Annotated in this window: 24 protein-coding genes and 2 tRNA genes; 6 read left to right on the top strand and 20 right to left on the bottom strand. The window is 64.0% G+C overall.

All coding sequences use genetic code 11. From position 1 onward, the window contains the following. Positions 1-198: 198 nt before the first annotated feature. Complete coding sequence (gene aceE / locus HWX32_RS03095; protein ID WP_175935015.1) at positions 199-2,991, top strand: pyruvate dehydrogenase (acetyl-transferring), homodimeric type; 2,793 nt, start codon at positions 199-201, stop codon at positions 2,989-2,991. A gap of 79 nt (positions 2,992-3,070) precedes the next feature. Here aceE and HWX32_RS03090 read toward each other — a convergent pair whose 3' ends face one another. Next, positions 3,071-3,946 carry a YPDG domain-containing protein gene (locus HWX32_RS03090; protein WP_175934671.1) on the bottom strand — a complete coding sequence of 292 codons (876 nt, stop codon included), beginning with the start codon at positions 3,944-3,946 and terminating at the stop codon, positions 3,071-3,073. Continuing rightward, positions 3,943-4,992, bottom strand: coding sequence for an alpha/beta fold hydrolase (locus HWX32_RS03085; RefSeq protein ID WP_175934670.1), 1,050 nt, complete (start codon positions 4,990-4,992; stop codon positions 3,943-3,945). Before HWX32_RS03085 ends, HWX32_RS03090 begins: the two co-directional genes overlap by 4 nt. Before the next feature lie 17 nt (positions 4,993-5,009). Between HWX32_RS03085 and HWX32_RS03080 the strand changes: the two genes are divergently transcribed. Then, complete coding sequence (locus HWX32_RS03080) at positions 5,010-5,291, top strand: acyl carrier protein (protein WP_175934669.1); 282 nt, start codon at positions 5,010-5,012, stop codon at positions 5,289-5,291. A gap of 7 nt (positions 5,292-5,298) precedes the next feature. Next, positions 5,299-6,105 (top strand): HAD-IIA family hydrolase, encoded by an 807-nt coding sequence (locus HWX32_RS03075; RefSeq protein ID WP_175934668.1) that lies wholly within the window; start codon positions 5,299-5,301, stop codon positions 6,103-6,105. A gap of 18 nt (positions 6,106-6,123) precedes the next feature. On the opposite strand, the gene HWX32_RS03070 is transcribed toward HWX32_RS03075, so the two are convergent. The 10 genes from HWX32_RS03070 to HWX32_RS03025 form a co-directional block, all read right to left on the bottom strand. Then, on the bottom strand, positions 6,124-6,951 hold the full coding sequence (locus tag HWX32_RS03070) for an alpha/beta fold hydrolase (protein WP_175934667.1): 828 nt from the start codon (positions 6,949-6,951) through the stop codon (positions 6,124-6,126). Positions 6,952-6,956: 5 nt separating this feature from the next. Further along, positions 6,957-8,351, bottom strand: a complete 1,395-nt coding sequence (locus HWX32_RS03065) for an NAD-dependent succinate-semialdehyde dehydrogenase (protein ID WP_175934666.1) — start codon at positions 8,349-8,351, stop codon at positions 6,957-6,959. Continuing rightward, positions 8,344-8,649 carry a hypothetical protein gene (locus HWX32_RS03060; protein ID WP_175934665.1) on the bottom strand — a complete coding sequence of 102 codons (306 nt, stop codon included), beginning with the start codon at positions 8,647-8,649 and terminating at the stop codon, positions 8,344-8,346. The genes HWX32_RS03065 and HWX32_RS03060 overlap by 8 nt, the downstream gene beginning before the upstream one ends. Positions 8,650-8,897: 248 nt before the next feature. Continuing rightward, entirely contained in the window at positions 8,898-9,815 is a 918-nt protein-coding gene (locus HWX32_RS03055; RefSeq protein WP_175934664.1) for a DMT family transporter, read from the bottom strand. Between the two features lie 6 nt (positions 9,816-9,821). Further along, on the bottom strand, positions 9,822-10,874 hold the full coding sequence (locus HWX32_RS03050; protein ID WP_175934663.1) for a hypothetical protein: 1,053 nt from the start codon (positions 10,872-10,874) through the stop codon (positions 9,822-9,824). Between the two features lie 10 nt (positions 10,875-10,884). Beyond that, positions 10,885-11,802, bottom strand: coding sequence for a trimeric intracellular cation channel family protein (locus tag HWX32_RS03045; RefSeq protein ID WP_175934662.1), 918 nt, complete (start codon positions 11,800-11,802; stop codon positions 10,885-10,887). A gap of 54 nt (positions 11,803-11,856) precedes the next feature. Then, positions 11,857-12,642: a trimeric intracellular cation channel family protein gene (locus HWX32_RS03040; protein WP_175934661.1), complete on the bottom strand. Its 786-nt coding sequence runs from the start codon at positions 12,640-12,642 to the stop codon at positions 11,857-11,859. Between the two features lie 42 nt (positions 12,643-12,684). Beyond that, complete coding sequence (locus tag HWX32_RS03035; protein ID WP_175935014.1) at positions 12,685-13,491, bottom strand: serine hydrolase; 807 nt, start codon at positions 13,489-13,491, stop codon at positions 12,685-12,687. A gap of 5 nt (positions 13,492-13,496) precedes the next feature. Then, the gene (locus tag HWX32_RS03030) at positions 13,497-14,264 is read right to left on the bottom strand and encodes a DUF4230 domain-containing protein (protein WP_175934660.1); all 768 of its coding nucleotides are present in this window, start codon (positions 14,262-14,264) and stop codon (positions 13,497-13,499) included. Positions 14,265-14,285: 21 nt separating this feature from the next. Further along, on the bottom strand, positions 14,286-14,813 hold the full coding sequence (locus HWX32_RS03025) for a hypothetical protein (RefSeq protein WP_131820137.1): 528 nt from the start codon (positions 14,811-14,813) through the stop codon (positions 14,286-14,288). 315 nt (positions 14,814-15,128) lie between these two features. Between HWX32_RS03025 and HWX32_RS03020 the strand changes: the two genes are divergently transcribed. Beyond that, positions 15,129-16,904 carry an AbgT family transporter gene (locus tag HWX32_RS03020; RefSeq protein ID WP_175934659.1) on the top strand — a complete coding sequence of 592 codons (1,776 nt, stop codon included), beginning with the start codon at positions 15,129-15,131 and terminating at the stop codon, positions 16,902-16,904. 93 nt (positions 16,905-16,997) lie between these two features. Here the strand turns inward: HWX32_RS03020 and HWX32_RS03015 are convergent, their stop codons facing one another. Continuing rightward, positions 16,998-17,648 carry a hypothetical protein gene (locus HWX32_RS03015; RefSeq protein WP_175934658.1) on the bottom strand — a complete coding sequence of 217 codons (651 nt, stop codon included), beginning with the start codon at positions 17,646-17,648 and terminating at the stop codon, positions 16,998-17,000. A 178-nt stretch (positions 17,649-17,826) separates the two neighbouring features. Here HWX32_RS03015 and HWX32_RS03010 point away from each other — a divergent pair. Continuing rightward, a tRNA-Asn gene (locus tag HWX32_RS03010) sits at positions 17,827-17,899 on the top strand. Between the two features lie 190 nt (positions 17,900-18,089). On the opposite strand, the gene HWX32_RS03005 is transcribed toward HWX32_RS03010, so the two are convergent. Then, positions 18,090-18,166, bottom strand: a tRNA-Ile gene (locus HWX32_RS03005). 101 nt (positions 18,167-18,267) lie between these two features. Here HWX32_RS03005 and HWX32_RS03000 point away from each other — a divergent pair. Next, positions 18,268-18,537 carry a hypothetical protein gene (locus HWX32_RS03000; protein ID WP_075468827.1) on the top strand — a complete coding sequence of 90 codons (270 nt, stop codon included), beginning with the start codon at positions 18,268-18,270 and terminating at the stop codon, positions 18,535-18,537. Between the two features lie 4 nt (positions 18,538-18,541). Here HWX32_RS03000 and HWX32_RS02995 read toward each other — a convergent pair whose 3' ends face one another. The 6 genes from HWX32_RS02995 to HWX32_RS02970 all read right to left on the bottom strand — a co-directional run bounded on the left by HWX32_RS02995 (position 18,542) and on the right by HWX32_RS02970 (position 24,789). Continuing rightward, on the bottom strand, positions 18,542-19,492 hold the full coding sequence (locus HWX32_RS02995; RefSeq protein ID WP_175934657.1) for a Ppx/GppA phosphatase family protein: 951 nt from the start codon (positions 19,490-19,492) through the stop codon (positions 18,542-18,544). Further along, positions 19,489-20,046: a DUF501 domain-containing protein gene (locus HWX32_RS02990; protein ID WP_175934656.1), complete on the bottom strand. Its 558-nt coding sequence runs from the start codon at positions 20,044-20,046 to the stop codon at positions 19,489-19,491. Before HWX32_RS02990 ends, HWX32_RS02995 begins: the two co-directional genes overlap by 4 nt. A gap of 24 nt (positions 20,047-20,070) precedes the next feature. Continuing rightward, positions 20,071-20,685, bottom strand: coding sequence for a septum formation initiator family protein (locus HWX32_RS02985; RefSeq protein WP_254868242.1), 615 nt, complete (start codon positions 20,683-20,685; stop codon positions 20,071-20,073). Between the two features lie 84 nt (positions 20,686-20,769). Next, a complete protein-coding gene (locus HWX32_RS02980) occupies positions 20,770-22,407 on the bottom strand; it encodes an SWIM zinc finger domain-containing protein (RefSeq protein WP_175934654.1) in 1,638 nt (545 codons plus the stop codon). Positions 22,408-22,568: 161 nt separating this feature from the next. Continuing rightward, positions 22,569-23,846, bottom strand: a complete 1,278-nt coding sequence (gene eno / locus HWX32_RS02975) for a phosphopyruvate hydratase (RefSeq protein ID WP_175934653.1) — start codon at positions 23,844-23,846, stop codon at positions 22,569-22,571. Between the two features lie 106 nt (positions 23,847-23,952). Beyond that, a complete protein-coding gene (locus HWX32_RS02970) occupies positions 23,953-24,789 on the bottom strand; it encodes a lytic transglycosylase domain-containing protein (RefSeq protein WP_175934652.1) in 837 nt (278 codons plus the stop codon). Positions 24,790-24,895 lie beyond the last annotated feature (106 nt).

The raw sequence follows: 24,895 nt of genomic DNA, 5'->3' as shown, positions 1-24,895 counted from the left end.
GTGGCACATACCCGGCATAGTACTGCGGGAACGGGCCCACGTCGCGTGAACCAAGCAGCTCGGGTGATTAGTGTCACCAAAGATTGCCGACTGCCGGAAACCACACCGGAAACCACGTACCATTGACCCCGACAATGCTCGTATGCACCCGAGGAGGTTTTCGTGGCGGACAACGCTGGAAACACAACCGAACAAGACATGGTGGACGCGCGCGCGAAGAACGCGCAGCAGGTTGACACCAACATCCTTTCCCTGCGCGAGGGAGTGGCTTCCTACCTGCATGACGCGGACCCGGAAGAGACCCAGGAGTGGATGGACTCCCTCGACGGCCTGCTCGACGAGTCCGACCCGGAGCGCGCCCGCTACCTCATGCTGCGCCTGATCGAGCGCGCGAACGCGAAGCGCGTGGACCTGCCGGCGTTGTCGTCGACGGACTTCGTGAACACCATCCCCACGAACCTCGAGCCGGAGTTCCCGGGCGACGAGCAGATTGAGAAGCGTTACCGCCGCTGGATGCGCTGGAACGCGGCCATCATGGTGCACCGTGCGCAGCGCCCCGGCATCAAGGTCGGTGGCCACATCTCCACCTACGCGTCCGCCGCGGCGCTGTACGAGGTTGGCTTCAACCACTTCTTCAAGGGCAAGGATGCCCCCCAGGGCGGCGACCAGATCTTCTTCCAGGGCCACGCTTCGCCGGGTATGTACGCACGCGCGTTCCTCGAGGGCCGTCTGAGCGAGGACGACCTGGACGGCTTCCGCCAGGAGCACTCCCGCGAGCAGGGCGGCCTGCCGTCTTACCCGCACCCGCACGGCATGCCGGCGTTTTGGGAGTTCCCCACCGTGTCGATGGGCCTTGGCCCCATGAACGCGATCTACCAGGCCCGCTTTAACAAGTACCTGCAGGACCGCGGCATCAAGGACACCGACCAGCAGCACGTCTGGGCATTCCTGGGCGACGGCGAGATGGACGAGCCGGAGTCCCGCGGCCTGATCCACATGGCTTCCCTGTACGGCCTGGACAACCTGACCTTCGTGATCAACTGCAACCTGCAGCGTCTCGACGGCCCGGTGCGCGGCAACGGCCAGATCATTCAGGAGCTGGAGAGCTTCTTCGTCGGCGCTGGCTGGAACGTGATCAAGGTGGTCTGGGGCCGCGAGTGGGATGAACTGCTGGAGAAGGATGAGGACGGTGCGCTCGTTCACATCATGAACACCACCAAGGACGGCGACTACCAGACGTTCAAGGCGAACGACGGCGGGTATGTGCGCGAGCACTTCTTCGGCCGCGACGAGCGCACGAAGAAGCTCGTCGAGGACATGACCGACGAGGAAATCTGGGCGCTGCGCCGCGGTGGCCACGATTACCGCAAGGTCTACGCCGCCTACAAGCGTGCACTGGAAACGAAGGGCAAGCCGACGGTCATCCTCGCCCACACCATTAAGGGCTACGGCCTGGGCCACAACTTCGAGGGCCGCAACGCGACCCACCAGATGAAGAACCTGGCGGCCGAGGACCTGAAGCTGTTCCGCGACAAGCAGCAGATCCCGATCTCCGACGAGGAGCTGGAGAAGGATCCGTACATGCCGCCGTACTACCACCCGGGCGAGGACGCGGAGGAGATCAAGTACCTCAAGGCCCGCCGCGAGGAGCTTGGTGGCTACCTGCCGGAGCGTCGCCAGAAGTTCACGCCGCTTGAGCTGCCGGACTTTGAGAAGACGTTTAAGGCCCTGTTCAAGGATTCGGGCAAGCAGGAAGTCGCCTCCACCATGGCGCTGGTGCGCACGTTCAAGGCGCTCATGCGTGACAAGGAGATCGGCAAGCGCATCGTGCCGATCATCCCGGATGAAGCCCGCACCTTCGGCCTGGACTCCTGGTTCCCGACGTTGAAGATCTACAACCCGCACGGCCAGAACTACGTGCCGGTGGACCACGATCTGCAGCTTTCCTACCGTGAGGCTACGGACGGTCAGATCCTGCACGAGGGCATTAACGAGGACGGCTCGTCGGCAAGCTTTATTGCGGCGGCGACCTCGTACGCCACCCACGGCGAGCCGATGATCCCGATGTACATCTTCTACTCGATGTTCGGCTTCCAGCGCACAGGCGACAACTTCTGGGCAGCTGGCGACCAGATGGGCCGCGGCTTCATCATCGGCGCAACCGCTGGCCGCACCACCCTGTTCGGCGAGGGCCTGCAGCACATGGACGGCCACTCCCCGATCCTCGCGTCGACCAACCCGGCCGTGATTCCGTACGACCCGGCGTTCGCCTACGAGATGCCGTACCTGATTTCCAAGGGCATCGAGCGCATGTACGGCGGCGAGGACGGCGGTGAGAACGTGATGTACTACATCACCGTTTACAACCAGCCGCACCACCAGCCGGCTCGCCCGGAGAACCTGGACGTGGAGGGCCTGCACAAGGGCATTTACCTCTACGACGAGGGCAAGGACCTGGACAACAAGGTTTCCCTGCTCGCTTCCGGTGTGGGTATGCAGCAGGCACTGCGCGCGCAGGAGATCCTGCAGGAGGAGTACAACGTTGGCGCCGCGATTTACTCTGTGACGTCTTGGACGGAGCTCGCCCGCGACGGCCAGCGTATTGCCAACGAGCAGCTGCTCAACCCGGGCAAGGACGTGGGCACGGCGTTTGCCACCACCCAGCTGCAGCAGACTGAGGGCCCGTACATCGCTACCAGCGATTTCGCCTCTGACCTGCAGGAGCAGATCCGCCCGTACGTGCCGGGCCAGTACATCGTGCTGGGCGCGGACGGCTTCGGCTTCGCGGATACGCGCGAGGCAGCTCGCCGCTTCTTCAACATCGACGCCGAGTCGATGGTGGTCGCAGCGCTCCTGGGCCTGGCCAACGAGGACAAGATTGACATGGATGTCGCGGCGCAGGCTGCGAAGGATCTGAAGATCGACGACCCGACCGCCGCGAAGCCGAACCAGGCTTCGGACGATGAGGGCGAGGAGAACGCCGTCGAGTAAGAAACATTTGCTTATCGACGTTTCCCCCGGTGCGAGCCGGGGGATTCTCCTTTTCTGTCCCCCTTTTGTTGTGCTGTGGCTAGAACTGCGGAAGGTGCGGCATCGCAACGGCTGCTGCGATGCCGAGGACGGCGAGGACGCCGAAAATCACCGCGAGAGTTTTCAGCGGCGTGGAGCCCGCAACCTGCTCTGGCCCCGGCTGCTGCGGCTCTTCCTCCGGGGCGACCTGCGGCGTGAACACCGCTCCGATGCCGGTGTTGTTTACACGGGCGGTGGTTTCACGCACGGTCCCGTCGCTAAACGTGGTGACAACCCCGAACGCGATGCCGCGGTTTGCGTTTTTCGGCACCGTCGCGGTGATCACGCCGGTGGCCGGGTCTATGCTGGCCCGCCAGTCGGCGCGACCAGCCGGAACCTTCAGCTCCCACTCCGCGTTCTCGGGCAGTCCGATCGACCAACGGTTTTCGGGTGTGAGCTCGATCGGATCACCTGGGTCGGCGGTTCTCGTCTCATACTGTGGCTCGTAGAGCATGTTGTCGGACGGGATGAGCTCGGGCTGGACGTCGAGATATTCCCACGACTCATCCTCGGGGTAGTTCACCCGGACGGTAATCCGCTCACACGTGTTCACTCCAGGTTTGAGCGGGGCGAAGTCAGTGTTAAAAAGTTGCGCACGAAAGTTACCGGTCTCCGGATCTTTCTCGGCCATACAGAAGCCTTTGTAGGTCGAAGCTGATCCTCGTAAGAAGTCCCACGTTGTCCCCTCGGGCACACCCTTGAGCTCGTAAAAAATGGGAGTACTGAAGGAATCGCCGCCCTGGGCGAACACCACCTGCGGCGTGATGTCGAAGTACGGGTCGTACTGATCCGCCATGGTCGCTGCGGTAGCGGCGGGCGCAAGCCCGGCCACGAGGCACACGGCGGCGCCTAGCGAGACAGAAGCGCTACGGATCATTCGGTTTCCTCCTGGTCGGGATCGGGGTCGGGATCGGGGCCGGGATCGAGGCCGGGATCGGGCTCGGGGTTGGTCTCGGATGTGACGCGTTCGATGACGCGGGCGATGGCGCACGTCACGGCCGCGGGCGCGTCGAGAGTCGGCATGTGGCCGGACTCCGGGAGCACCTGATAATAAGCGTCGGGCCAGATTTCCGCCAGCTGGGCCGACTGCTCAAGTGGGGTGACGTTGTCGCGCTCCCCCACCAGGATGTAGCCGGGCAAACCGGCAAGTACACCGGCGGCGGCGCGCTCCGAGTGGTCCTTCAAGTCGTCGAAGTAGCCCGCGTAGGTAGCAAGCGGTGTCTCCTGGATCAACGCCGCGTGGAACTGGATGATCTGGTAGTTCATCGGCCGGAAGTAGAACCAACGGGCAAGTGCGGGCGCGAGCGTCGATGTGATGGCCACCCGCAGGCCCTCTGCGGTGTGCGGCAGTTTCTCCACCATCGCCTCCAGCGCAGAGCCAAACGCGCCGCCGAGTGCGCGCGGCATCCCGCGGGCGGTGAACGGGTCCACGGCACCAGAGACCTGCACGCTGCCCGCCCAGCAAAAGTCGTGGCGGCGCATGAGCGACAGGGAGATGGGCCCGCCGAGGGAGTGTCCGACGGTGACTACGGGAACGTCGATAAGCAAATGCTCCATCACCGCGGCGATGTCGTCTGCGGCGGCGTCGATGGTAAGCAACCCGGGGTCGATGCGGCCGGTTTGGCCGTGTCCGCGAACGTCGACAAGCACTTGCCTCACCCCGAGCGGGCGAAGTGCCTCGACCTGCATGTAGAACTCCTCGGCGGCGATGTTGAAGCCGTGCGCGTAGACCACAGCAAGCGGCGCGTCGACCGGACCAACTTCGTAGTAATACACCTCTACCGCACCGTGTTGCACCGTGCCGTGCCGGTCGTAGCGCAACCCGATCCCCGACTCCCCGCTGTGCAGGCCCCTGCGCGCCTCCGCGAATGTGCGGCGCTTGGCCGGGGTGAGGTCGCGGACGAAATCGACGGGGCTAAGCATTCGCCTATCATAGCTGCATGGAACTTTCGCAGCGGTTGGACCTGGGCAAGCTCGATATCGTCGAGGACGCACCGGAGCAGGCCTCGGCGGACACGTTTTCTCAGCTCGCCGAACTTGTCGAGCGGGTCTCGGGCGCAGAGGTCGAGCGCGCCACCCGGCTCGACGACGCGGGGATCGCGTCGCTGGATCGCATCGAGCTCGCCGTGCGCATCGAGGAGCAGTTCGGGGTGCTTATCGACGAAAACGTGTACCAAGATCACCCCACCGCAGGCGAACTCGCAGATTTCTTGGAGGCGTAGAAACGCAATGATTTCCTACCTCACCGACATGGACGGCGTCCTGCACCGCGAAGGTGACGTGATCCCGGGCGCGCAGGAGTTCATCACGGCGCTGCGCGAACACGACATCGAGTTCATGGTGCTGACGAACAACTCGATGCAAACCCCGCGCGACTTGTCGGCGAAGCTGCGGCGCATGGGGTTAGACATTGAGCCCGAGCGGATCTGGACCTCCGCCACTGCCACCGCGAAGTTCCTCTCGCAGCAGGCCGGCGAGGCATCCGCGTACGTTATCGGCGAGGCGGGCCTGACCACCGCGCTGCACGAGATGGGCTGGATTCTCACCGACGCGGACCCGGACTTTGTGGTGCTGGGAGAGACCCGCACCTACTCCTTTGAGGCGTTGACCACTGCGTCGAACTTGATCCGCGGCGGCTCGCGTTTTATTGCCACGAACCCGGACCTCACCGGGCCGGGGCCGAACGGCGTGGTGCCGGCGACTGGCTCCGTGGCCAGCATGATTACCGCGGTGACCGGGCAGCGACCGTACTACGTGGGCAAGCCCAACCCGGTAATGATGCGCTCAGCGCTGAACAACATCGGCGCCCACTCGGAGCACACGGTGATGATCGGCGACCGGATGGACACCGATGTGAAAGCCGGGTTGGAGGCGGGCCTGCGCACGGTGTTGGTGCGCACCGGCATCTCGGACGACGAGGAGATAGCGAAGTACCCCTTCCGCCCCACAGCGGTAGTGGACTCGGTGGCAGCTTTGGCGGAGCGCGTCCACGACCCGTTCGGCGACGGGTTCTACGCCGACGCCGAAGGGGATTAGGGCCAGACCGCGCGGGGGCTAGAGCTCTTCGCGCAGGAAGCGCTCAATCTCGGCGCTGATCGCCTCGGGGTTGTCAACCGGAGAGTTGTGCGCGGCACCCGGAATCCACCGCAGTGGCAGCCCTTCCTGCTCGGACCACTCGCGGTTGAGCCGCTTCGCTCCTGCGGTGCTGTCGTGCTCGCCGCACAGCAGCATCGCTGGGCAGTTCGCCCCGTAGGGCAGCTCCAGCGCGATTGCCTCGGCGAGTTCCTCGAAGGTGCGCGCGGCGATGGTGAAGTATTCCTCTTTGCCGTACTCGCCGAGCATTTCCCGGGTGGCGGCTTGGCCCTGGGGCGTAGCTGCGGTTTCTTTCGGCGCAGACCGCAGTACTTTCTCAAACGGACGCAGTCGGAGCACAGGACCTGTGCCGCGTAGCGCCACCAGCGCCGGGCCAGACCAAAACTCACGCTTGAGCGGCAACGTGTCTACCCCGATGAACCCCGCCGCGAGCTCCGGGCGCAGCTGCATGAGCCCCTGGGAAACGATGCCGCCGAAGGACTGCCCCACCAGGACCGGCGAGGTGATGTTTTCCGCGGCGAGGATGTCCGCGAGCTCACCAGCCACGCCCAGCACGCTGAGCGCACCGAGCGAGTACGGCCGGGATTCGTTGTGCCCCGGGCTGTCCCACACCAACAGGTTCGCCTGGTCCGCGAAGTGCTCGATCTGGCCATCGAAAAGACGGTGGTCCACCAGCATGCCGTGTAAGAACACGAGCCACGGCTGCTCCGGGTTTGGATTCGGCGTCACCCAGTAGCGCACCACACCGTGCGCCGAGGTGTGCGTGCGCTTCTGCAGTACGTCGGCCACGGGGCTTACACCTTCGAGTCGGACCCAGCGACGTAGAAGCGCTGCTTGTTCACAAACTCGTCCATGCCCAGCGGGCCAAGCTCACGGCCCAGACCGGAGGCCTTCACACCACCGAACGGCAGCTCCGCACCGCGGGCTTGCGGGATGTTCACGTGGATCATGCCGGTGTCGATCTTGGCTGCGACCTTCTTCGCACGCTCCGGGTCGGTCGACATCACGGCGCCGCCAAGGCCGTAACGGGAGTCGTTGGCCAGCTCGACGGCCTCATCCTCGCTGCCCGCCTTGTACACCTCGGCGACAGGCCCGAAGAACTCCTCATAGAAGGAGTCGGTGCCGGCCGGAATGCCGGTGATCACGGCCGGGGTGATGTAGGCACCCTCGCCGGTGACTTCGCCGCCCGTGTGCAGGGTCGCACCCTCGTCCACGGCGACCTTGAGCTGCTGCACGAGCTTCTCGGCGGCGTCGCGGGAGGACAGCGGGTAAAACTCGTTGCCCTCACCCGGGTTGAGCGGGTCACCCTCGGTGTAGCTCTCGGCCAGAGAGACCAGCTCGTCGACGAACTCGTCGTAAATGTCTTCCATCACGATGATCTTCTTGTTGGAGGTGCACGCCTGGCCGGTGTTGCCAATGCGCTTGTCCCAAGCGGTCTTCGCAGCCTCCTTCACGTCGTCGGCGTCGAGGACGATGTATGCGTCGGTGCCGCCGAGCTCAAGCACGCACTTCTTCAGCGCCTTGCCTGCCTGGCCCGCGATCTCGCGCCCGGCGCGCTCGGAGCCGGTGAGGGAAACGCCCTGCACTCGGTCGTCCTCGATCAGCGTGGAGATCTGGCTGTGGGAAGCATAAATGTTGGTAAACAGGCCCTTCGGTGCGCCGGCTGCTTCGAAGATGTCCTGGATGGCCTGCGAGGAGCGCGGGCAGATCTCCGCGTGCTTCACCATCACAACATTGCCCGCCATAATCGCCGGTGCCGCGAAGCGTGCGACCTGGTAATACGGGAAGTTCCACGGCATGATGCCCACGATCACGCCGAGCGGGACCTTGCGCATAATCGCGGTGCCGCCCTGGTTGGTCGGGATCTCCTCGTCCGCTCCGAATTCAGCGCCGTTGTCGGCGTAGTAATTGAAGATCTCTACGCAGTCGTCCACCTCGCCGTCGCCTTCGGCGATGGACTTACCCATCTCCTCGGCGATGATCTTGGTGAGGTCGTCGCGGCGCTCGTCGAAAAGCTGCGCAATCTTGTGCAGCACCTCAGCGCGCTCCTCGAAGGACTTCTCGCGCCACTGCGCGAATGCCTCGTCGGCGGTGGAAAGCGCTTCTTCTAACGCGTCATCGCTAATGTAGTCGAAGGTCTCGACGATTTCGTTCGTTTTCGGGTTTTGTACGCGGTATGGGTTACTCATGCAGCCCACTGTAGGTACGCGCCGAGATCTGTGCCACGAAGTTATGGGTACGCGAGAGCCGCTCCAACTCCTCCGCGAAGGTACCCACCTCGGAGTATGTACCCCGCAGGGTTTCGCGGCACCCGTACGTGCGATCCGGGGCGCGGCGCCAACGCGTGAACCAGACATCGCCGTACTCCTGCGCGGGAGGCAGGAGGAGCAATAGCTTTTCGGCGTCTCCGCGGACCCGCGCTGGCATCGATTCGATACGCAGCGTCCACGTGAGCGTTTCGGCGGGTGCGGCAAGTGTGAGTGTCATTGATCGGGGACCTTCCTTGGCGGGCGGCGCGCTTTCGCCGCTGTGATCCCCGGTGACTAGGCGGGCCCGCCCACGTTGACTAGACGTAGGCGGGTTCTGTGCGGCGGAGCGCGAGACGAGAGGTTCGTCTTCCCCAACGGCCTCATGTAACTCGTGCGACTCGATGCCGATCTTGCGTCACACCCGTCGCAGCAGGCAACCCTCAACCAACACTTGATCCCCCTGTTCATTCGAGTGCGGGTTGAGAGTTAGAGCAGGCGCACCATAAGCACGCCTGCGAAGATGAGCGCGAGCCCGATGATCCGCGGCAGCGTCAACGGGTTCTTCTTCGCACCAAACGCGCCGAAGGATTCCATGATCTGCCCGCCGACGATCGTGCCGGCGTTGAACGCGATGACTGTGGTTGCCGTGCCAATCCGCGGGGAGATCGTGGCGCCAGCCGCAACGTAGATCGCGCCCACAACGCCGCCGAGCCACATCCACCACGGCCCAGGCGTGGGACGCGTGACCAATTGCTTCGGGCTGGTGATCGCGGCGGCGATCAATAACAGAAGCGAACCGACGAACAGGTTGATCACGGATGCGTGCAGCGAGGACCCCGCTATGGTGCCGAGGTACCCGTTCACCGCGGTTTGGGCAGCCGAGCCCGCGCCGATGGCCACCCCGAGAAGACGGTAGAGCCACACTTCAGGCCCGTCCGCCGTACCACCGGAGACCCCTCCACGGCTAGTTACCAGCACGAACGCAATGCCCGCCAACACCACAAGCGCGCCAAGTACACGCGGCAGCGTTACTTCGAGCTGCGGCGAGTTGAACAGGCCGAATTGATCGGTGGCAAGTCCCATCACCACCTGCCCCAAAATGGGCAGCACCACCGTCTGCACCGCACCGAGCTTGGGGAACAACACGATATTGCCGATAACGAAACAGACGCCGAAAAATCCCCCGAGCCAAACCCACCACGTGGCCTGCCCTTCCGGGGCGAACTGCGGCAACGGGTTGCCCTTAAACAGCACCGTCGCCAGGGTGGCGCAGGCAAGCGCGGTGGAAAACGAAATGAGGGCGGGCAGGATTGGGCGGTTGCCCACGCTATAACGTAGCCGGGAGTTCGCGGCAGTTTGGATTGGGATGATCCCGCCCACCGCAAGCGCAATCAAGACAAGCATGGCACGTTACAGCTGAAGTGACTCGATGAACGGGCGGAACTTCTCCGCGTCCTCGTCGTTCAACGGCTCCGTCTTCGGCGGCTGCATCTCAATCACGCTGCCGGAGTAGCGGGAACGAGTCACCGGCTCCTCGTCTTCCGTGCCAAGCTGTTTCGCGGCGTCCGCGATGTCGCCCATGTCGCCCATATCGTCGAGGTCGGCCAGACCGGCGAGACCGCCTTCACCGAAGGCGTCGTCGTACACCGCGTCGCAGCCCACCCACATGCGCTCGCCGATATCGCTGACATCGCCGACCTTGACTTCCTGGCCGCTGACTTCCTGGCCGCTGGCTTCTTCGGTGCCTCCGTTGTCCCCGCCGCCGGCCGCCACGTCGCCGCCGTAGACACACGACGTCAGCGTCGGCGCCGTCAAAGGCGCGATCACCCATCGCTCGCGCGGGTCCCACGAGGTAGTGAATCCGGCGGCGATGCTGTCGTCCGCGTCGGCACCTGATGGAACGAACGCACGCGCCACGAATTCGTCGACCACCACGTCCGCGTTGATCACGTTGGTGCGCACGAGGTCTTCGCCACCAGTGCCATCCAGCGCAACGGCATCCCCGGGCAGCTGAATGCGTGCGCCCATGAGCATCGCCTCGCCCGGGTTTGCCACCGTGACCTCGATTACCTCGAAGCCCTCAGGTGCCTCGACATCGACCTTTTCGGCAGTCAGGCGAACCGGAAGCACCTGCTCCTGGTGTGCCAGGTTGAGCTGCATCTGCGCCTGCTCTTCGCTGTTACTGGCAAGGTCCTCCAGTGCGTTCGAGGTATTCGCGCTGTTCAGGCCCACGGACGCGGTGGCCGCGGCCGCCGCGAGCGCTGAAATCGCGCCCATACCGGTGACGATCCAGGAGGCGATCCGCCCACGCCTAGGTTCCTCTTCGACGTTGACGTGCACCTGCGTGGCGCCGTCGTCGCTTTCCTCTGTCGCCATGTCTACTGCCCCGGTCTCGACGGTTTGATCGGCCTTTGCATCGGTGCCGGGTTTCACCACGGTCTTGCGGAACTTCGGTTTTTCCATACCCAGCAACCTACTGCACGCCACGCCCGTTGGAGTCCCCGGTGGAGCTGCCAGTCGAATCCACATACGCGCGATAGAGCGCCTCTAGAAACTCATCCTGAGTGGCTACGCCGTCCCCAGCCACCTCGTCGAGCTCGCCTACAACGTCCCCGCGCGTGGGGGCGGCCTTACGCGGGGAGACGGGATCCGAGTCCCACTTCTGCTCGTGGCGTTCGCCCCAGCGCTTCAGGCCGCGCGGTGCTGCGTCGGCGAGTTGGCGCTTAACACCGGCAAAGAACTCGTCGATACGCGTGAAGCTATCCGCCCCCGGCACGTACCACCCCGCCCAATATGCCGCCGTGCCGAGCGCAAAGCCCACGAGCGCGGAGACCACAAGGCCCACGGATTCAGCCCCCTGGGCGTAGAAGAGTTGCACGCTTATCGACGCAGCTACCGCCGGCACCACGTAAAACTGCTGGTCCACCAGAATCTTCGGCACCTGTCCGATGAGCACTTCGCGGATGACCATCCCGCCGGTGGCGGTGAGTACGCCCATGAGCACGCAACCAAACCAGCTCGCGTCCGCCCCGATCGCCGTCACGGTGCCGGTGACAGCCCATACGCCCACGATGATCATGTCGCCGTGGAAGCGGAACAGCTCCCACGCCACACCGGCGAGCGGGATGAAGAACGCAACGAGGGCGCCGACGAGCGCGGTGCCGATGTACCAGGGGTTCTGCAGGGCGGTGGCGGGGGTTTCGCCGAGCAGCGCGTCGCGCATCATGCCGCCGGCCATTCCGGAGATGATGGCAAGCAGTACGAACCCCACCGCGTCGAACTTCATCCTGCGCGCCACCAACCCACCCATCAGCGCGTTGAGGAACACACCCAACAGGTCGAGCACGGCGAACGTGAAACCGACAGCGTTGACCAAGTCGTCGAAGTACATGCCGGAAATCGTAAGCGCTCGCCCGACGCGCCCGCCCGTTGGCAGCGAGACCGGTTAGCTCTTCGATTCGGCACGGTGGCGTACCTCGTAGGTGAGTAGGCCTCGCAGCGCGTCGAGAAGCTGTTCGTCCGTGGTCTCCTCGAGGGCCTGCTCCACCTCGTCCGTGCTAACGCCGAGCGCCTCCCCGAGCCTTTCCTCCAGCGGCTTCTCCGGGTGCTCTTCGTCCTGCTTCGGCCGCGAGCTGCGCCAGTACACCAGCATCGAAGCGACCGGGGCAGCAGCTGCCGATGCGAGCATGCCCTGCCACACCAGGCCGAAGTGGTTGAAGCTGAGCATCATGATGGACGCCAAGATTGCCGGGAAGACGTACATCTTCTGCTCGGTGAACAGCCCCGGCACGCGGCGCAACACGACATCGCGCACAAGCGTGCCGCCGACGGAGGTGATCACAGCGAGCAGGATTGCAGCCGGCCACGACATGTCGTTTTCCACCGCACGCAGTGTGCCGCCGACGGCCCACACGCCAATGGTCACTACGTCCGCGTAGAAGCGGAAGTTGTCCCACAGCACACCATGCAGGGGGACAAAGAATGCCACGGCGGCGGCCACCGTTGCGGTGATGAGGTAGCCGGGGTTTTGCAGCGCGAGCGCAGGACCTGCGTTGAGCAGCGCGTCGCGGATCAGGCCGCCGGACAGGGACGAAATGAGCGCGATGAACGCAAAGCCCACCACGTCGAAATTCATGCGTTTCGCCACGGTGCCGCCCACCAGGGCGGCAAGCGCCACGCCGGTGTATTCGAGGACGAAGTACAGGTTGCCTACATTTTCAGAGATTTCCACCCGCGCCAGGCTACCCACCCACGTAAGAGGGACACGCGGGGGTTAGGAAAGCTGCGACCAGATCGCCGTGTTCGTCTCCTGCCACAGCGGCTTCGCCCAGTCTCCAAACTCCCGGTCCGTAAGCGCCACCATCGCCTGCCCGTCGGCGAGCCAGAGGTAGGTGCCGGCCATGCCGAAGTGCCCGACGGTGTCTTCCGGCATGCCGTCGCCGGTCCAGTGCGGGGATTTCTCTCCCTTGATTTCAAAGCCGAGGCCCCACGGGCAGGGTTTTTGCATGCCGTAGCCGGGCACCACGCCGCGCAGGTCGCCGAATTGGTTGGTGAACGCCTCGCCCACGGTGACGTCGGCAAGCAAGCGCGGGTTTGCGAGCTCGCGGGCGAAGAGGAGCAAATCGCTTAACGACGCCCTGCCGCCGTGACCCGCCGAGCCATAGATCTCAGCCGTCTCCATGCCCAGCGGCTCGAACACCGCCTCGCGGGCGTAGTCGGCGAACGCGATGCCGGTGGTCTCCTCCACGTAATCGGCCAACCACTCGTAGCCCGCGGAGGAGTAAATGCGCCGCTCCCCCGGCGCCTTCTGCGGCTCGCGGGAGTCGAACCCGACGCCGGAGGCGTGGGCGAGCATGTGCCGCACGGTGGACCCTTCGGGCCCACACGCGCTATCCAGCTCGAACGCGCCCTCTTCCACCGCCACGAGCACCGCGTAGGCCGACAGCAGCTTCGTCACGCTGGCCAGCTCGTACACCCGGTCCTCGTCGCCAAAGGTGGTTTCCACCTTGCCAGTGAGGCCGGTAAGCCCCGCCGAAACATTGTCCACCGGCCACTCGCCGAGGATCTCCTCCAGGTTGATCTGTGTCACTGTATCCACTCCACATCTACGTTGTAATCCTGCATTGCGGTGCCCGACGTGAGCGCTTTGGCGTGGTTGACCATGAGCTGCTCAGCCTGGCTGCGCGCCCGGTCCAGAAGGCCGTGATCGATGGCCTTCTGCTCGGCGGCGTCCTCGCGGCTGGAGATGAACTCCGTGACATCCGAAACCTTCAGCTGGTTCAGCGGGTTCATTGTCTGGTCCCACACCTGCGCCGACTCCGCGTCCACGTGCGTCTCGAGCACCTCCACCTGGGGCACGCGCACAGTGATCGCACCGGCCTCTTCGTCGACGTCCACGCCGATTCGGCCTGTGTCCTTTATGCCTGCGGTCACCCGGCCCTCGTAGCTGACGAGGAAGTTCTTGTCGGTAAACGGCACACGCGCGCCGAGCAGGCGCAAGCCTTCGTCGTCAAACTTGCCCACCTCGGAAAACACGAACTCCTCCGTGGCCAGTTCCGCGATGTCGCCGAAGCTCGAGCCCAGCGTGGTCGAGTCGATGGTGCGCTCGCCCTGGCTCACCAGCGCCGGGCGCATGAGCAAGAAGACGAGCAGCAAGAGCGCCAGCACCGCGGCGATTGCTCCTCCCAGCACGCACCCACGCCCCGGGCGGAACACCGTGGGACGCGGCACCTGAGGCGTTCCGGCGCGCTTCGGCCGCGCGCTGGCGCTGGAGCGGGTCTCGGATCGCGCTCGCTCGCTTTCGGCCTTAGCGGGTCGCTGGGGTGGCTGGTTGTCGCCGCGTGGTGTGCTCACCTTTGCGGATCTTAGCGGGAACTAGTTGGCGGGGTGCGCAAGATAGAGCCGCTCCAGGACGCCGAAAGCACGGTCGCACAACCCCGCTTGGCCCAAGTCGCCGGTCAGTTCGATCACCCCGGCGAACAACGTGCCCCGGGCCGTGTCGACGTAAGCGGTGCACTCGCCCTCACTCTTGGCCACGGCATACGCCGAGGGCAGCACCTCCGATCGGTGCTCGGGTAGCGCGCCCCAAATCGTCTCGTACACTTCCCGCGACATCGCCATCGTGCCGATTTGTAGCGCGAAATTCAATTGATCCTCGAAGAAGATGGTCGCAATCCGTGCGCCATCCATAATCGCCTCGATCTCGGGCGTGCGCTCCTGGGGCACCGGCAGCCCCGCCGCCTGATACTCCTCCGGGGTGATTTCCAGTTGCGGGTCGAACAGCGCGGCATCGAACCCCAGCGGGTCGTACTGCGCAAACGGCAGCACTCCGCTGGCAAATTCGAAACCCGTTGCCGGGTCGCTGCCCTCCGGCGCAGCCGGCCGGAAGTTTTCGTCCGCCAACGGGACAACGGGGATTACGGGCAGTGGTGCGCCCGCCTCAACTTCGGACTCCGCTACCGGCTCGACTGTTTCGCTCCCGCACGCGCCGAGTGTCAGTGCAGCAGTGCACGCAAGAGCACACATTGCTTTTCGACGATTGCTCCGCATCAAAACCCCCCATTATCAGTTTTCTCTTTGTTTCCTCTCAGTGTGCATTACTTTCCTACACCCGTCCACTCATCCACCCAACGGGCCGCAAATATGCGGAAGAGCAAAATTTCTTCGGCCCGACAGGTAAGCTCACACTGTTTTCTAACCAACCCGAGGAGCAACAGCATGGCCGAATCGTTCACAATCCGACCAGGTGACGGCAAGAAGGTAAGGGAAGATACCGGGAGGACGTCGACAAGCAAAAGCCCCGAAAAGCGCGACGACGACTCCAAGCGCAACAACAAAGGCGGCGTCCTCGGCTGGATCGAGCGCGTAGGCAACAAGCTGCCCGACCCGTTTTGGCTGTTCGTCATCCTCGCGGGCATTACCGCCCTGGCGTCTTGGCTTGGGGCACGCGCCGGAATGCGGGCCGAAAACCCCGGCACCGGTGAGGTTGTTGAGGTGGAGTCGCTGCTCACCGCCGAGAACATCTCGCGGATGGTCACCGACGCGGTGGACAACTTCATCGCTTTCCCGCCGCTGGGCGTGATTGTCACGGTGATGCTCGGCGTCGCAGTGGCGGAGCACTCCGGGCTGCTGTCCGCCATGATTCGCGCGATGGTGGCGAAGGTGGGCCCACGGATGCTCACCTTCATGGTGGCGCTTGCTGGCGTGACCGGCTCCATTGCTTCCGACGCGATCTTTGTCATCATCGTCCCGCTCGGCGCCATGGCCTTCCACGCGGTGGGCCGCTCCCCGCTCGTGGGTACCATGGTCGGCTTCGCCGCCGCAGCCGGTGGCTTCAACGCGTCGCTGATCTTGAACATCACCGACCTGCTCCTCGCGGGCATTTCCACCAGCGGTGCGCAGATTGTGGACCCGGACTACTTCGTCTCCCCTCTGGCGAACATCTTCTTCGTTATCCCGTCGGGGATCGTGCTGGCCATCTTGATCACCGCAATCACCGAGTTCTACGTGGAGAAGCGTGAGCAGTACGAGCTCGACCCAGAGGAGATCAACGAGGAAGCGCTGGACATCGAGGCCGCCACGGGTGGCGACGACGAGGACAACGACGAGGACAACGACGACGAAAACAACGGGGACAACGACGCGGATGAGGCCGACGGCGCCGATGAGCGCAACCGCGATGACTCGCGCGAATCCGAGGGCAATTCAGGCGATGCCGATCTGGACCTCGACCCGATCGAGATGAAGGGCCTGAAGTGGTCCGGCGTCGCGCTGCTCGCCTTCTTCGTGGTCTACTTCATGTTGTTGTTCGTCCCAGCTTCCCCGTTTGCGCGACCGGAGGAAGGCTTCATGGAGTCGCCGCTCATCCGCTCCATCGCGGTGCCGATTGCCATCATGTTCTTCCTCGTCGGCGCTGTCTACGGCTTGGTCACGAAGTCCATCACCGACTGGGCGGACGTCCCGCAGTTCATGACAAAGGGCCTGACCACCCTGGTACCTATCCTCGTGCTGTTTTTCGTAGTCGCTCAATTCCTCGCGTGGTTCGACTGGTCGAACCTGGGCAGCTGGACCGCCATTAAAGGCGCGGAGCTCTTGCAGCGTTGGGATCTGCCCGAGGTCGCGCTGTTCTTCGGCTTCGTCGTAATGGTGGCGCTGGTGAACCTGTTCATCACGTCTGGCTCCGCCCAGTGGGCGCTCATGGCGCCTGTGGTGGTGCCGATGATGATGCTCATCGGCGTCTCGCCCGAAGTCACCCAGATGCTCTTCCGCATCGGCGACTCCGCTTCCTCGATTGTCACCCCGATGTCGCCGTACTTCGCCATGACGCTGACGTTCATGCAGAAGTACTACAAGAAGGCCGGTGTGGGCACGCTGATGTCAATGGCACTTCCGTACTTCTTCACCATCCTGCTCGGCTGGTTTGCCTTCTTCCTGCTGTGGTACTTCCTGGGCATCCCGCTCGGCCCGGGCTCCCCGATGACCTACGAGCTTTAATCTGGCCCGCAAAAAAGGCCTGGGAAGCACCTCACCGTGAGTTGCTTCCCAGGCCCTTTTTCTTGCTTTAGGTTTGCGCCGAGTGTGTTGTATCTAAGCCCGAGCCCCGATCTCTGCCGGAGTGCAGATCGGGGTGCGTCGCATGAACTCCTCCGGCGCGCCCTGGTTGCGCAACTTGATGCCGTTGTAGCAGCCCTGCCTCATGCCGGTGAGCTTCACACCGTCGGTGGGCACCACGGTCCAGCGGTCGCCGACGAAGCGGAAGCGCACGAACCAATCCGTCTGGTTGGCGGAGGCAACCGCCCACTGCCCGTCGCAGTAGTTCACCACCGTGCCCGTGAAATTCGGCCAGCCCGGAACGAGGCGATCGAACTGCGCCGCGTCGCACGACCCACGCTTCTGGTTGCCTGCCGGGCGCGGCGCTGGCTTCTGTGCGGGGCTAGGCCCCACGGGTATGCCGAATTTGCGGGCAGCGTCTGCGACCTGCGGCGGCAGCTTGACCCAGCCCTGCTGCACCGCGAATGCTCCCCCGGCACCCACCGCAGCGAGCACGCCAAGAGTGATCCCTGCGATAGCGCCCGGACTTAGCCCTTCTCCATCCTCAGACGAGGACGACGCCGAAGACAACTCCGAGGACAACGAGGAGGCATCCTCCGTTCCGTCCTGGGCGAGTGCAGAAGGGGCAGTGACGGTGGTGGCGGCGACAGCTGCTGCAACGGTCGCGGCAAGCAGTGGTTTTCTCATGTCTCTACCCTAACCACCACGCCGATATGAGCGCGAGCCTTTTTCGAACGCGTCTTGGAAACCCCCGTTGATCGACGCCCTTCACACTCCATTTTTGCGCGACTAGCTGGCGATTTTGGGATTGTGCACCCCGCGCGCTAGAGTTACACATCGTTGCACAGCGCAACGAACTAAATATTCCTCCATAGCTCAGTTGGCAGAGCATTCGACTGTTAATCGAAGGGTCACTGGTTCGAGCCCAGTTGGAGGAGCAATACCCAGCGCCCCGCTTCTTTCTCGAAGCGGGGCGCTTGCGCGTGTGCGTTGGGGGAACGCACTGCTTGCGGTTTCTCGGACCTTCTGGGACTTGCTCGGACTTTCGAGGAAACCGCCTTCTACTCACTACCAAGATCGCACCCGTGACCCCGTCGCTCTTCCCGGCGTCACGGGGTGGCAAAAATCTGGTGGGGCCAGCGGGGCTCGAACCCGCGACCAACGGATTATGAGTCCGTAGCTCTAACCGACTGAGCTATAGCCCCTTCGCAATCGTTGTGCGCTCTAAGCACTATATCGGGTGAGCCGTCGCGCCTCACATACTGTCCTCCCCTCCCCGCGGCGGGCGGGTATGTAGGCTGGGCCTATGTATCAATTCGTCATCGGAGCCGCCGCCGGCTACGTCTTCGGTACCAAGGCTGGCCGCAAGCGCTACCACCAGATCGTGAACGCAACTCAGACGGTGATCAACTCCCCCGTGACGAAGCAGGTCACCGGTTCCGCGCGTAAGGCGCTGGCGAACAAGATCGATCCGGAGCCGCGCATGCGCGAGGTCAAGGACCTCAACAAGGGCAAGCTGCGGGGCAAAAAGCGCGCGGAGCTCGAGGATCAGATTTTGGAGCCGGACGAGGATTAGGCCGCTAGGGTCGCAGAAGCTTTGCGACGATACCGTCCAGGATGTCCTTCTCGCTGATCACAAAAGCCGACGCAGCCGCCTCGCGCTCGAAGGCGAGCATCATCTGCTCCACCACAGTTGAGCCAGCGGCAATCACGTCCGCTCGCCCCGGGTGCACCACGGGGTTTTCCGCACGCTGGGCCGATGTGGCGGCTCGCAGCGCCTGAGTGACCTCGCGCATGCGGTCAAACGAGATTTCCGACATGTGGATTTGTTCCGGATCGTACGCATCGAGGTTTTGCGCGAGCGCAGAAAGCGTAGTGAACGTACCTGCACACCCGACGAATGTGTTGGCCTCCGCGAGGGGGACGCGCTCGGCGGCCTCGGCTAGGCGATCGTCGATAAATGCTCGCGCTTGAAGCGTCTCCGCTTCGGTAGGCGGATCGGTATGCATGAAGCGTTCGGTAACGCGGACGCAGCCCATCTGCGTCGATACGGCGCTGATTCCGTCCGAGGTTTCCATGACGAATTCGGTGGAGCCACCGCCAAGGTCGATGACGCAAAACGGCCCGCGCGCAGCGTCCATGTCCGCGGTTGCGCCCGCGAAGGAAAGCGATGCTTCCTCCTCGCCGGAAATCACCTCCGCGACCGCCCCCGGCTGGATTTTGCCGAGGAGGTCACGCGTCATGTCAAAGAACACCTCGCGGTTCGATGCGTCGCGGGTGGCCGAAGTGGCGACCATGCGCACACGCGTGACTCGCTCCTGCCCCATCTGCTCAACGTACGCTGCGAGCGCCTCCTGGGTGCGCGCGATGGCGTCGGGATGGAAAGCGCCGGTTTCATCCACGCCCTGGCCAAGACGCACGATGGTGTTTTCCCGAGCGACTTCTCCGGTTTCCGCGTCGTGGATGAGCAAGCGGATCGAGTTCGTGCCGCAATCTACTGCAGCAACGCGCTGCGAAGTATTGGGGGTCACTTCAGCCCCTCCCCCGCCTCCTCGAGCGCGATGCCCAGATCGGTCAGCGTAGGCCAGTCTGCGGGGATGGCGGTGCCGCACAGGTTGCCGTGCTCAGCTGCGAGCGCGACTGCCTCGTCGCCGAAGCGCACGCGGCCAGGACCTTCCGCCAGTGCGTAGGCGATGAGCACGTGGAGGCACTTCACACGCTCGGGCATACCGCCGCCGGAGAAATCGGTGCCCAAGTCTTCGATCGCGTTCCGCTTAGCCAGGTAGTGCTCGTGCGCGGCGAGATAGTCTGCGCGCAGGCGCTCACCCTCCGGAGTATCGGCACTGAGGCGAGCTTCCATCCACTTCATTACCTGCGCCACTTCAAGGCGGGACGACTCAGCGGTAAGACGCGGTTCCGTGAGGTAATACAGCGTGGGAAACGGCGTGCCGTCGTCGAGACGCGGCGCGGTTTTTACTACCGCCGGCTGCCCGTCAGGGGTGGTGTAGGCGATATCCAGCACGCCGCGGGGTGCACGGCCAAGCTGCTCCGCCACGATGGCCAAGGTGTGTTCATCCGGTTGCATGCCAGCCATTGTTCCACGCTCAAGCTACGGGGCGGGCTGAGCCTCCCCGTCCGCGGGCTGATCGGCGGGCAGCGGAGTAGGCTGCTCGCCCGGTGCCTCGGGCGCTTCAGGTGCAGGGGGCTCGGTGGGCGGTTCAACCGGCGCGTCGGGGGCTTCCTGTGGTGACTCCGGAACCTCTCGCAGTGCATCCCACAGCACCTCGGTCACCGCGCGCTCGTCCACGATATCGTCGCGGCTTGTAGTAATGGATTCACCAGCCGTCATGCGCGGGTCGACGATGCGCCACACCGCCTCGCCCTCCTCCACTGCACCCAGGCGGCGGCGGGCCTCCTGTTTGATAAATTCCTCGTTGTCGTACATCGCGATGTCTTCCTCGAGGTCCTGTTTCTGGGCTTCGAGGTGGGCGATGGCGTCCTGGGCACGGGCGATTTCCGCTCGACCCTCGTAGTAGTTGCGAAGCGGCGCCGCGATGGCGAACAACACCAGCAACACCACGGCGAGCAGGATGAGCACGCTGCGCAGGTCCTGCTTCGGGAACGTGATCCCCTTTGCAGGGGAGGTCTTCGCGCCGGCGGCGCGTTCGGCGTCACGGCTCGCTACAGGAACGGTCTTAGGACGCTTTCCGGGGCGCGAAAACACGCGCCGCGACGTTCCTCGTACGGCGCGTGTGTTTTTAGTGTCGCGTGATTCCCGTGGGGCCATGGGGAGAGTGTAGCCCGGAAGTTACACGCGATCGATGATCTCGCGGACCGCGGCGCGGTTCGAGTACCGCTCGCGCAAATCGCGCACAAGCTCCTCGTATCGTTCGAGCGCCGCCGCGTCGTCAGTGACGAACTTGCGGATGTCGCGCAGCTCGGACTCCATGCGCTTGTACGAAGGCAAATCGCCAGCCTCAGCAAAGTGCTCCACCAGGCGGAACATGAGCTCCGTACCCTTCGCACGATCCACGTTCACACCGATGACGGTACCCATCTCGGAAATAAGTTCAGGATCGAGCTCGTCCTTACGCGGGTGCTCCTTGGCTACCTGGTAGCCCAAGTCGAAGTCGTCGAAGTGAATCGCGTGCATGAGCTGCAGGTTGGCACGCAGCCAACTCGGAGCCGACCCGATGACATCGTGAGTAATCTCCGGCGTTACGCCGTCAGTGGCAAGAAGCTCGCGGAAGCCACGCCCCGGGTGGGATTTGGCGAATGCGTGGCGGTATTTCAACAACGTTCCCGGGCCCCAGTAGCGGTCCAGACGGCTAGTCAGAGCCTCCATGGACACACCGGTGCCACCCAAACCCAGGCGTTTCTTCGACACGCGCTCGGTCGCCGCTTCGGTCAACAGCAGGCGTGCGTCGTCCTCACGGTTCCGCTGCTCGTAGAACTCGAGCAACTCATCACCGGTGAGCATCTGCTCCAGCGCAGTGTCGTCGCCACGCAGGCGGGCGATGCCCTCGCGCAGGTACTCCAGTGAGTCGTCGTAGCGGCCGCCACCGTCCTGCTTCTCTACGCGGTGCTCCAGCTCGTCGATAGCCTCAACGTCCAGCCACTCGCCGTAATCTTCCAGGTCCGGCTCGCCGAAACCAGACTCCTCAAACACCAGTGAGGAAATCCACTCCACGACCTCGGGCGGAGTCGGAGGAGCTTGGCGGTACGCCGCGAGGTGCAACAGGATCGCCGTGCGGTACGCATCAGCGAGTACCCCGTATGCGTCGTCAGTGCGCAAAAGCATCTCGCCGATGCCCTGCGTTGCATCCTCAAGCGGCACAACCAGCTGCGCGCCCCAACCCCGGTCGATGCCGACGGCGCACACGTCAAGCAGCTCAAACCATTCTTGCGCCACCTCAGCGGTCAGGCGCGCAGACCAGCCGGGGTTCTTGCGAGACAGGCGAGTCACGCGCTGCGTAAGACGCTGAGCAACAGCCTCCTCTCCGCCACCGTGCAGTGCAGCCGCCAGTTCAAGCGCTAGATCAATGCGGGGCTGGGCCACTCGCAGGTCTCGCACGACCTCTACCAGCTCGTCGTGGCTGATATTCGCGATGAACTCATCCAGCGGATCGTGGGTGACGGCGTTGTGGGCTTCGCGCTCGCGCGTTTTCTCGCTGAAAATCTCGCCCTGCTGGTTAACCAGCTTTAGCGCGGTGGCCACGGCGTGACGGCACCACTCGTGCTGAATGGTGCAGGTACACTCCGCAACTACGTCTGTGCCGTGAAGGTCGAGTATGACGTGATATTCGTGCGGGGCGGTGACGGTTGCGGCGACTCGGGACTCGCTGCGCTCCGTGATGTCCACGCGCTCGGGGTCGATCTTCTGGCCCCGGTCGAAGCTTGCGTGATCAGTGCGTTCAGCGACGTAATCCACCGTCAGATTAAACATGTTTCCAAGTGTAGGGCCAGTCTCGGGCGTTGCATAGCGGAGCGGGATCGACGCATTCGAATTCACGGATCGGATTCTATCCCGCCCAAGTGGTGTGCGCGAGGACAATCCCACCCCTCCGGCGAACCTTTGCCGGAGGGGTGGGATGTAACTAAGGCGCGTTACTTTTTGAAACGCGGGAAAGCGTCACGGCCGGCGTATACGGCAGCGTCGCCAAGAATCTGCTCGATGCGCAGCAGTTGGTTGTACTTCGCCACACGCTCCGAACGCGCCGGGGCACCGGTCTTGATTTGGCCGCAGCCGAGGGCGACGGCGAGGTCGGCAATCGTTGTGTCCTCGGTCTCACCGGAACGGTGCGACATCATGGTGCGGTAGCCATTGCGGTGGGCAAGATCCACCGCGTCGAAGGTTTCGGTGAGAGTACCGATCTGGTTCACCTTCACCAACAGCGCGTTGGCGGCCCCCATCTCAATGCCCTTGGCAAGGCGCTCCGGGTTGGTGACAAAGAAGTCGTCGCCGACGATCTGCACCTTGTCGCCGATGGCCTCGGTGAGCTTGACGTAGCCGTCCCAGTCGTTCTCGTCCAGCGGATCCTCGATGGACACGATCGGGTACTGCTCCACCAGATCCGCGTAGACCTGCGCCATCTCCTCAGCGGAGTGCTGGCCACCCTCGAAGTTGTAGGTGCCGTTTTCGAAGAACTCGCTCGATGCGACATCGAGGGCAAGCGCAATCTCGTCGCCCGCGGTGTAACCCGCCTTCTCAATTGCCTCGACGATGAGGTCGAGGGCTGCCTTCGTGGAGTCAACCGACGGCGCAAAACCGCCCTCGTCGCCCAGGCCGGTGGACAGGCCCTTGGACTTAATCACGCTCTTCAGCGCGTGGTACACCTCGGTACCCATCCGCAGTGCCTCGGAGAAGGTCTCCGCGCCGATCGGGGCGATCATGAACTCTTGTACGTCCACGCCAGAGTCTGCGTGCGCGCCACCGTTGAGGATGTTCATCATCGGCACCGGCAGAAGGTGCGCGTTCGGGCCGCCGATGTAGCGGAACAGCGGCAGCTCGGCCGCGTCCGCAGCGGCCTTCGCCACGGCCATAGACACACCCAAGATCGCGTTCGCGCCCAGGTTCTTCTTGTTCGGGGTGCCGTCAAGGTCGCACATAAGCTTATCGACGACCCGCTGGTCATCTGCCTCCACAGCAATCAACGCGTCCGCGATCTGCTCGTTGACGTTTTCCACAGCCTTGCGCACGCCCTTGCCGCCGTAGCGCTCGTCACCGTCGCGAAGCTCGTGCGCCTCGTGCTCGCCGGTGGACGCGCCGGAAGGAACTGCGGCCTCGCCCACGGAACCGTCGGAAAGCAATGCCTCTACCTCGACGGTCGGATTGCCACGGGAATCCAGGATCTCGCGCGCGAAGATGTGCATGATGTCAGCCATGATTCGTTCAACTCCTTGAGCAGTGAACTTGAGCGGTGAATTGGTACAGCCCCCAAGTGTACGGACCTTTCGCCGCGTAGGCGGGCCCGTTGCTGACACTGTCACGCTAACGGTGCGCCGGCTGCGAGACCGCGTAATTTGCGGCGGCGTCGCGCACCCGCGCCACGTAATCCGAGGAGTGGTTGTAGGAGTAAATGGCTTCCAACCACCCTTCTTCAGTGGAGAGATCGCGCATCTGGGTTCCGGAGTTGCACAAAAGGTTCGCCGCACCAAGCGCTGCGTCGTCGATCTGCTGCGGGTTCGCCACCCCGTCACCGTCCGCATCCCGGCCGAATCGGGCCCAGGATTCCGGAATGAACTGCATCGGGCCGACGGCCCGGTCGTACTCTGGGTCGTTGTCGTAGGCCCCGCCGTCAGTATCCGGCACGTGGGCAAAACCCGTCTCCCCGTCGAGCGCCGGGCCAATGATCGGCGGCTGCGGAAAGCCGTGCTCGTCGAGCCGCGCCGGATCGAAGCTGCGCCCCGTGTAAGTGCCGTGGCGGGTTTCAACCCAGCCGATGCCCGCGAGCGTGTTCCACGTCAGGTGGCACTCCGGCCAGGCCTCCTGGGCGATCAGCGCCGCGTTCGCGTACGCGCGCACCGCCTGGCCGTTGATGTTGATGGCGTTGCCGATCGGCTGGGACCAGTCGAAGAGCTGGTCGGCGGTGCGCCCCGGCGCGTGGATGTCGATTGCCGGCGGGGCCTCCGCCGCAGCTGGGGGAACCGTGTTGGGCACCGGCTCGCGCGACTCAAACTCGAGCGGCGCGCCGAAATAGGACAGCACCCACGCCGCCAACGCAACCACGAGCACTACCGCGGTGGCCGCGGCGAGCAAGGCGACGCAACCGCAGCCCCTTGCAGCGCGGGGGCGGCTGTCCAAGGAGCCGGGCCGGGTGGTTGCCATGGGCGCATAGCCTACCGCGTCGAGCACTCCGGGGAGCGCGAGCCTCGCCTCCGCAGATATGTAACAATTTTCACGCCCGCCACACTATCCTCTCCAATAACAGGTA

Source organism: Corynebacterium sp. Marseille-P4321 (assembly GCF_903645305.1).
Taxonomy (GTDB): Bacteria; Actinomycetota; Actinomycetes; order Mycobacteriales; family Mycobacteriaceae; genus Corynebacterium.
The sequence above is the reverse complement of the archived record's forward strand: the minus strand, read 5'-3'. Positions and strand labels throughout refer to the sequence as shown.

What these genes read in the sequence shown, in the direction of transcription:
- HWX32_RS03055 (WP_175934664.1), bottom strand. Translation starts at nt 9,815, where the DNA reads ATGCTTGTCTTGATTGCGCTTGCGGTGGGCGGGATCATCCCAATCCAA.
- HWX32_RS03080 (WP_175934669.1), top strand. Translation starts at nt 5,010, where the DNA reads ATGGAACTTTCGCAGCGGTTGGACCTGGGCAAGCTCGATATCGTCGAG.
- HWX32_RS02970 (WP_175934652.1), bottom strand. Translation starts at nt 24,789, where the DNA reads ATGGCAACCACCCGGCCCGGCTCCTTGGACAGCCGCCCCCGCGCTGCA.
- HWX32_RS03015 (WP_175934658.1), bottom strand. Translation starts at nt 17,648, where the DNA reads ATGAGAAAACCACTGCTTGCCGCGACCGTTGCAGCAGCTGTCGCCGCC.
- HWX32_RS03020 (WP_175934659.1), top strand. Translation starts at nt 15,129, where the DNA reads ATGGCCGAATCGTTCACAATCCGACCAGGTGACGGCAAGAAGGTAAGG.
- HWX32_RS03045 (WP_175934662.1), bottom strand. Translation starts at nt 11,802, where the DNA reads ATGTACTTCGACGACTTGGTCAACGCTGTCGGTTTCACGTTCGCCGTG.
- HWX32_RS03060 (WP_175934665.1), bottom strand. Translation starts at nt 8,649, where the DNA reads ATGACACTCACACTTGCCGCACCCGCCGAAACGCTCACGTGGACGCTG.
- HWX32_RS03000 (WP_075468827.1), top strand. Translation starts at nt 18,268, where the DNA reads ATGTATCAATTCGTCATCGGAGCCGCCGCCGGCTACGTCTTCGGTACC.
- aceE (WP_175935015.1), top strand. Translation starts at nt 199, where the DNA reads ATGGTGGACGCGCGCGCGAAGAACGCGCAGCAGGTTGACACCAACATC.
- HWX32_RS03065 (WP_175934666.1), bottom strand. Translation starts at nt 8,351, where the DNA reads ATGAGTAACCCATACCGCGTACAAAACCCGAAAACGAACGAAATCGTC.
- HWX32_RS03090 (WP_175934671.1), bottom strand. Translation starts at nt 3,946, where the DNA reads ATGATCCGTAGCGCTTCTGTCTCGCTAGGCGCCGCCGTGTGCCTCGTG.
- HWX32_RS02990 (WP_175934656.1), bottom strand. Translation starts at nt 20,046, where the DNA reads ATGCAACCGGATGAACACACCTTGGCCATCGTGGCGGAGCAGCTTGGC.
- HWX32_RS03050 (WP_175934663.1), bottom strand. Translation starts at nt 10,874, where the DNA reads ATGGAAAAACCGAAGTTCCGCAAGACCGTGGTGAAACCCGGCACCGAT.
- HWX32_RS02980 (WP_175934654.1), bottom strand. Translation starts at nt 22,407, where the DNA reads ATGTTTAATCTGACGGTGGATTACGTCGCTGAACGCACTGATCACGCA.
- HWX32_RS03085 (WP_175934670.1), bottom strand. Translation starts at nt 4,992, where the DNA reads ATGCTTAGCCCCGTCGATTTCGTCCGCGACCTCACCCCGGCCAAGCGC.
- eno (WP_175934653.1), bottom strand. Translation starts at nt 23,846, where the DNA reads ATGGCTGACATCATGCACATCTTCGCGCGCGAGATCCTGGATTCCCGT.
- HWX32_RS03075 (WP_175934668.1), top strand. Translation starts at nt 5,299, where the DNA reads ATGATTTCCTACCTCACCGACATGGACGGCGTCCTGCACCGCGAAGGT.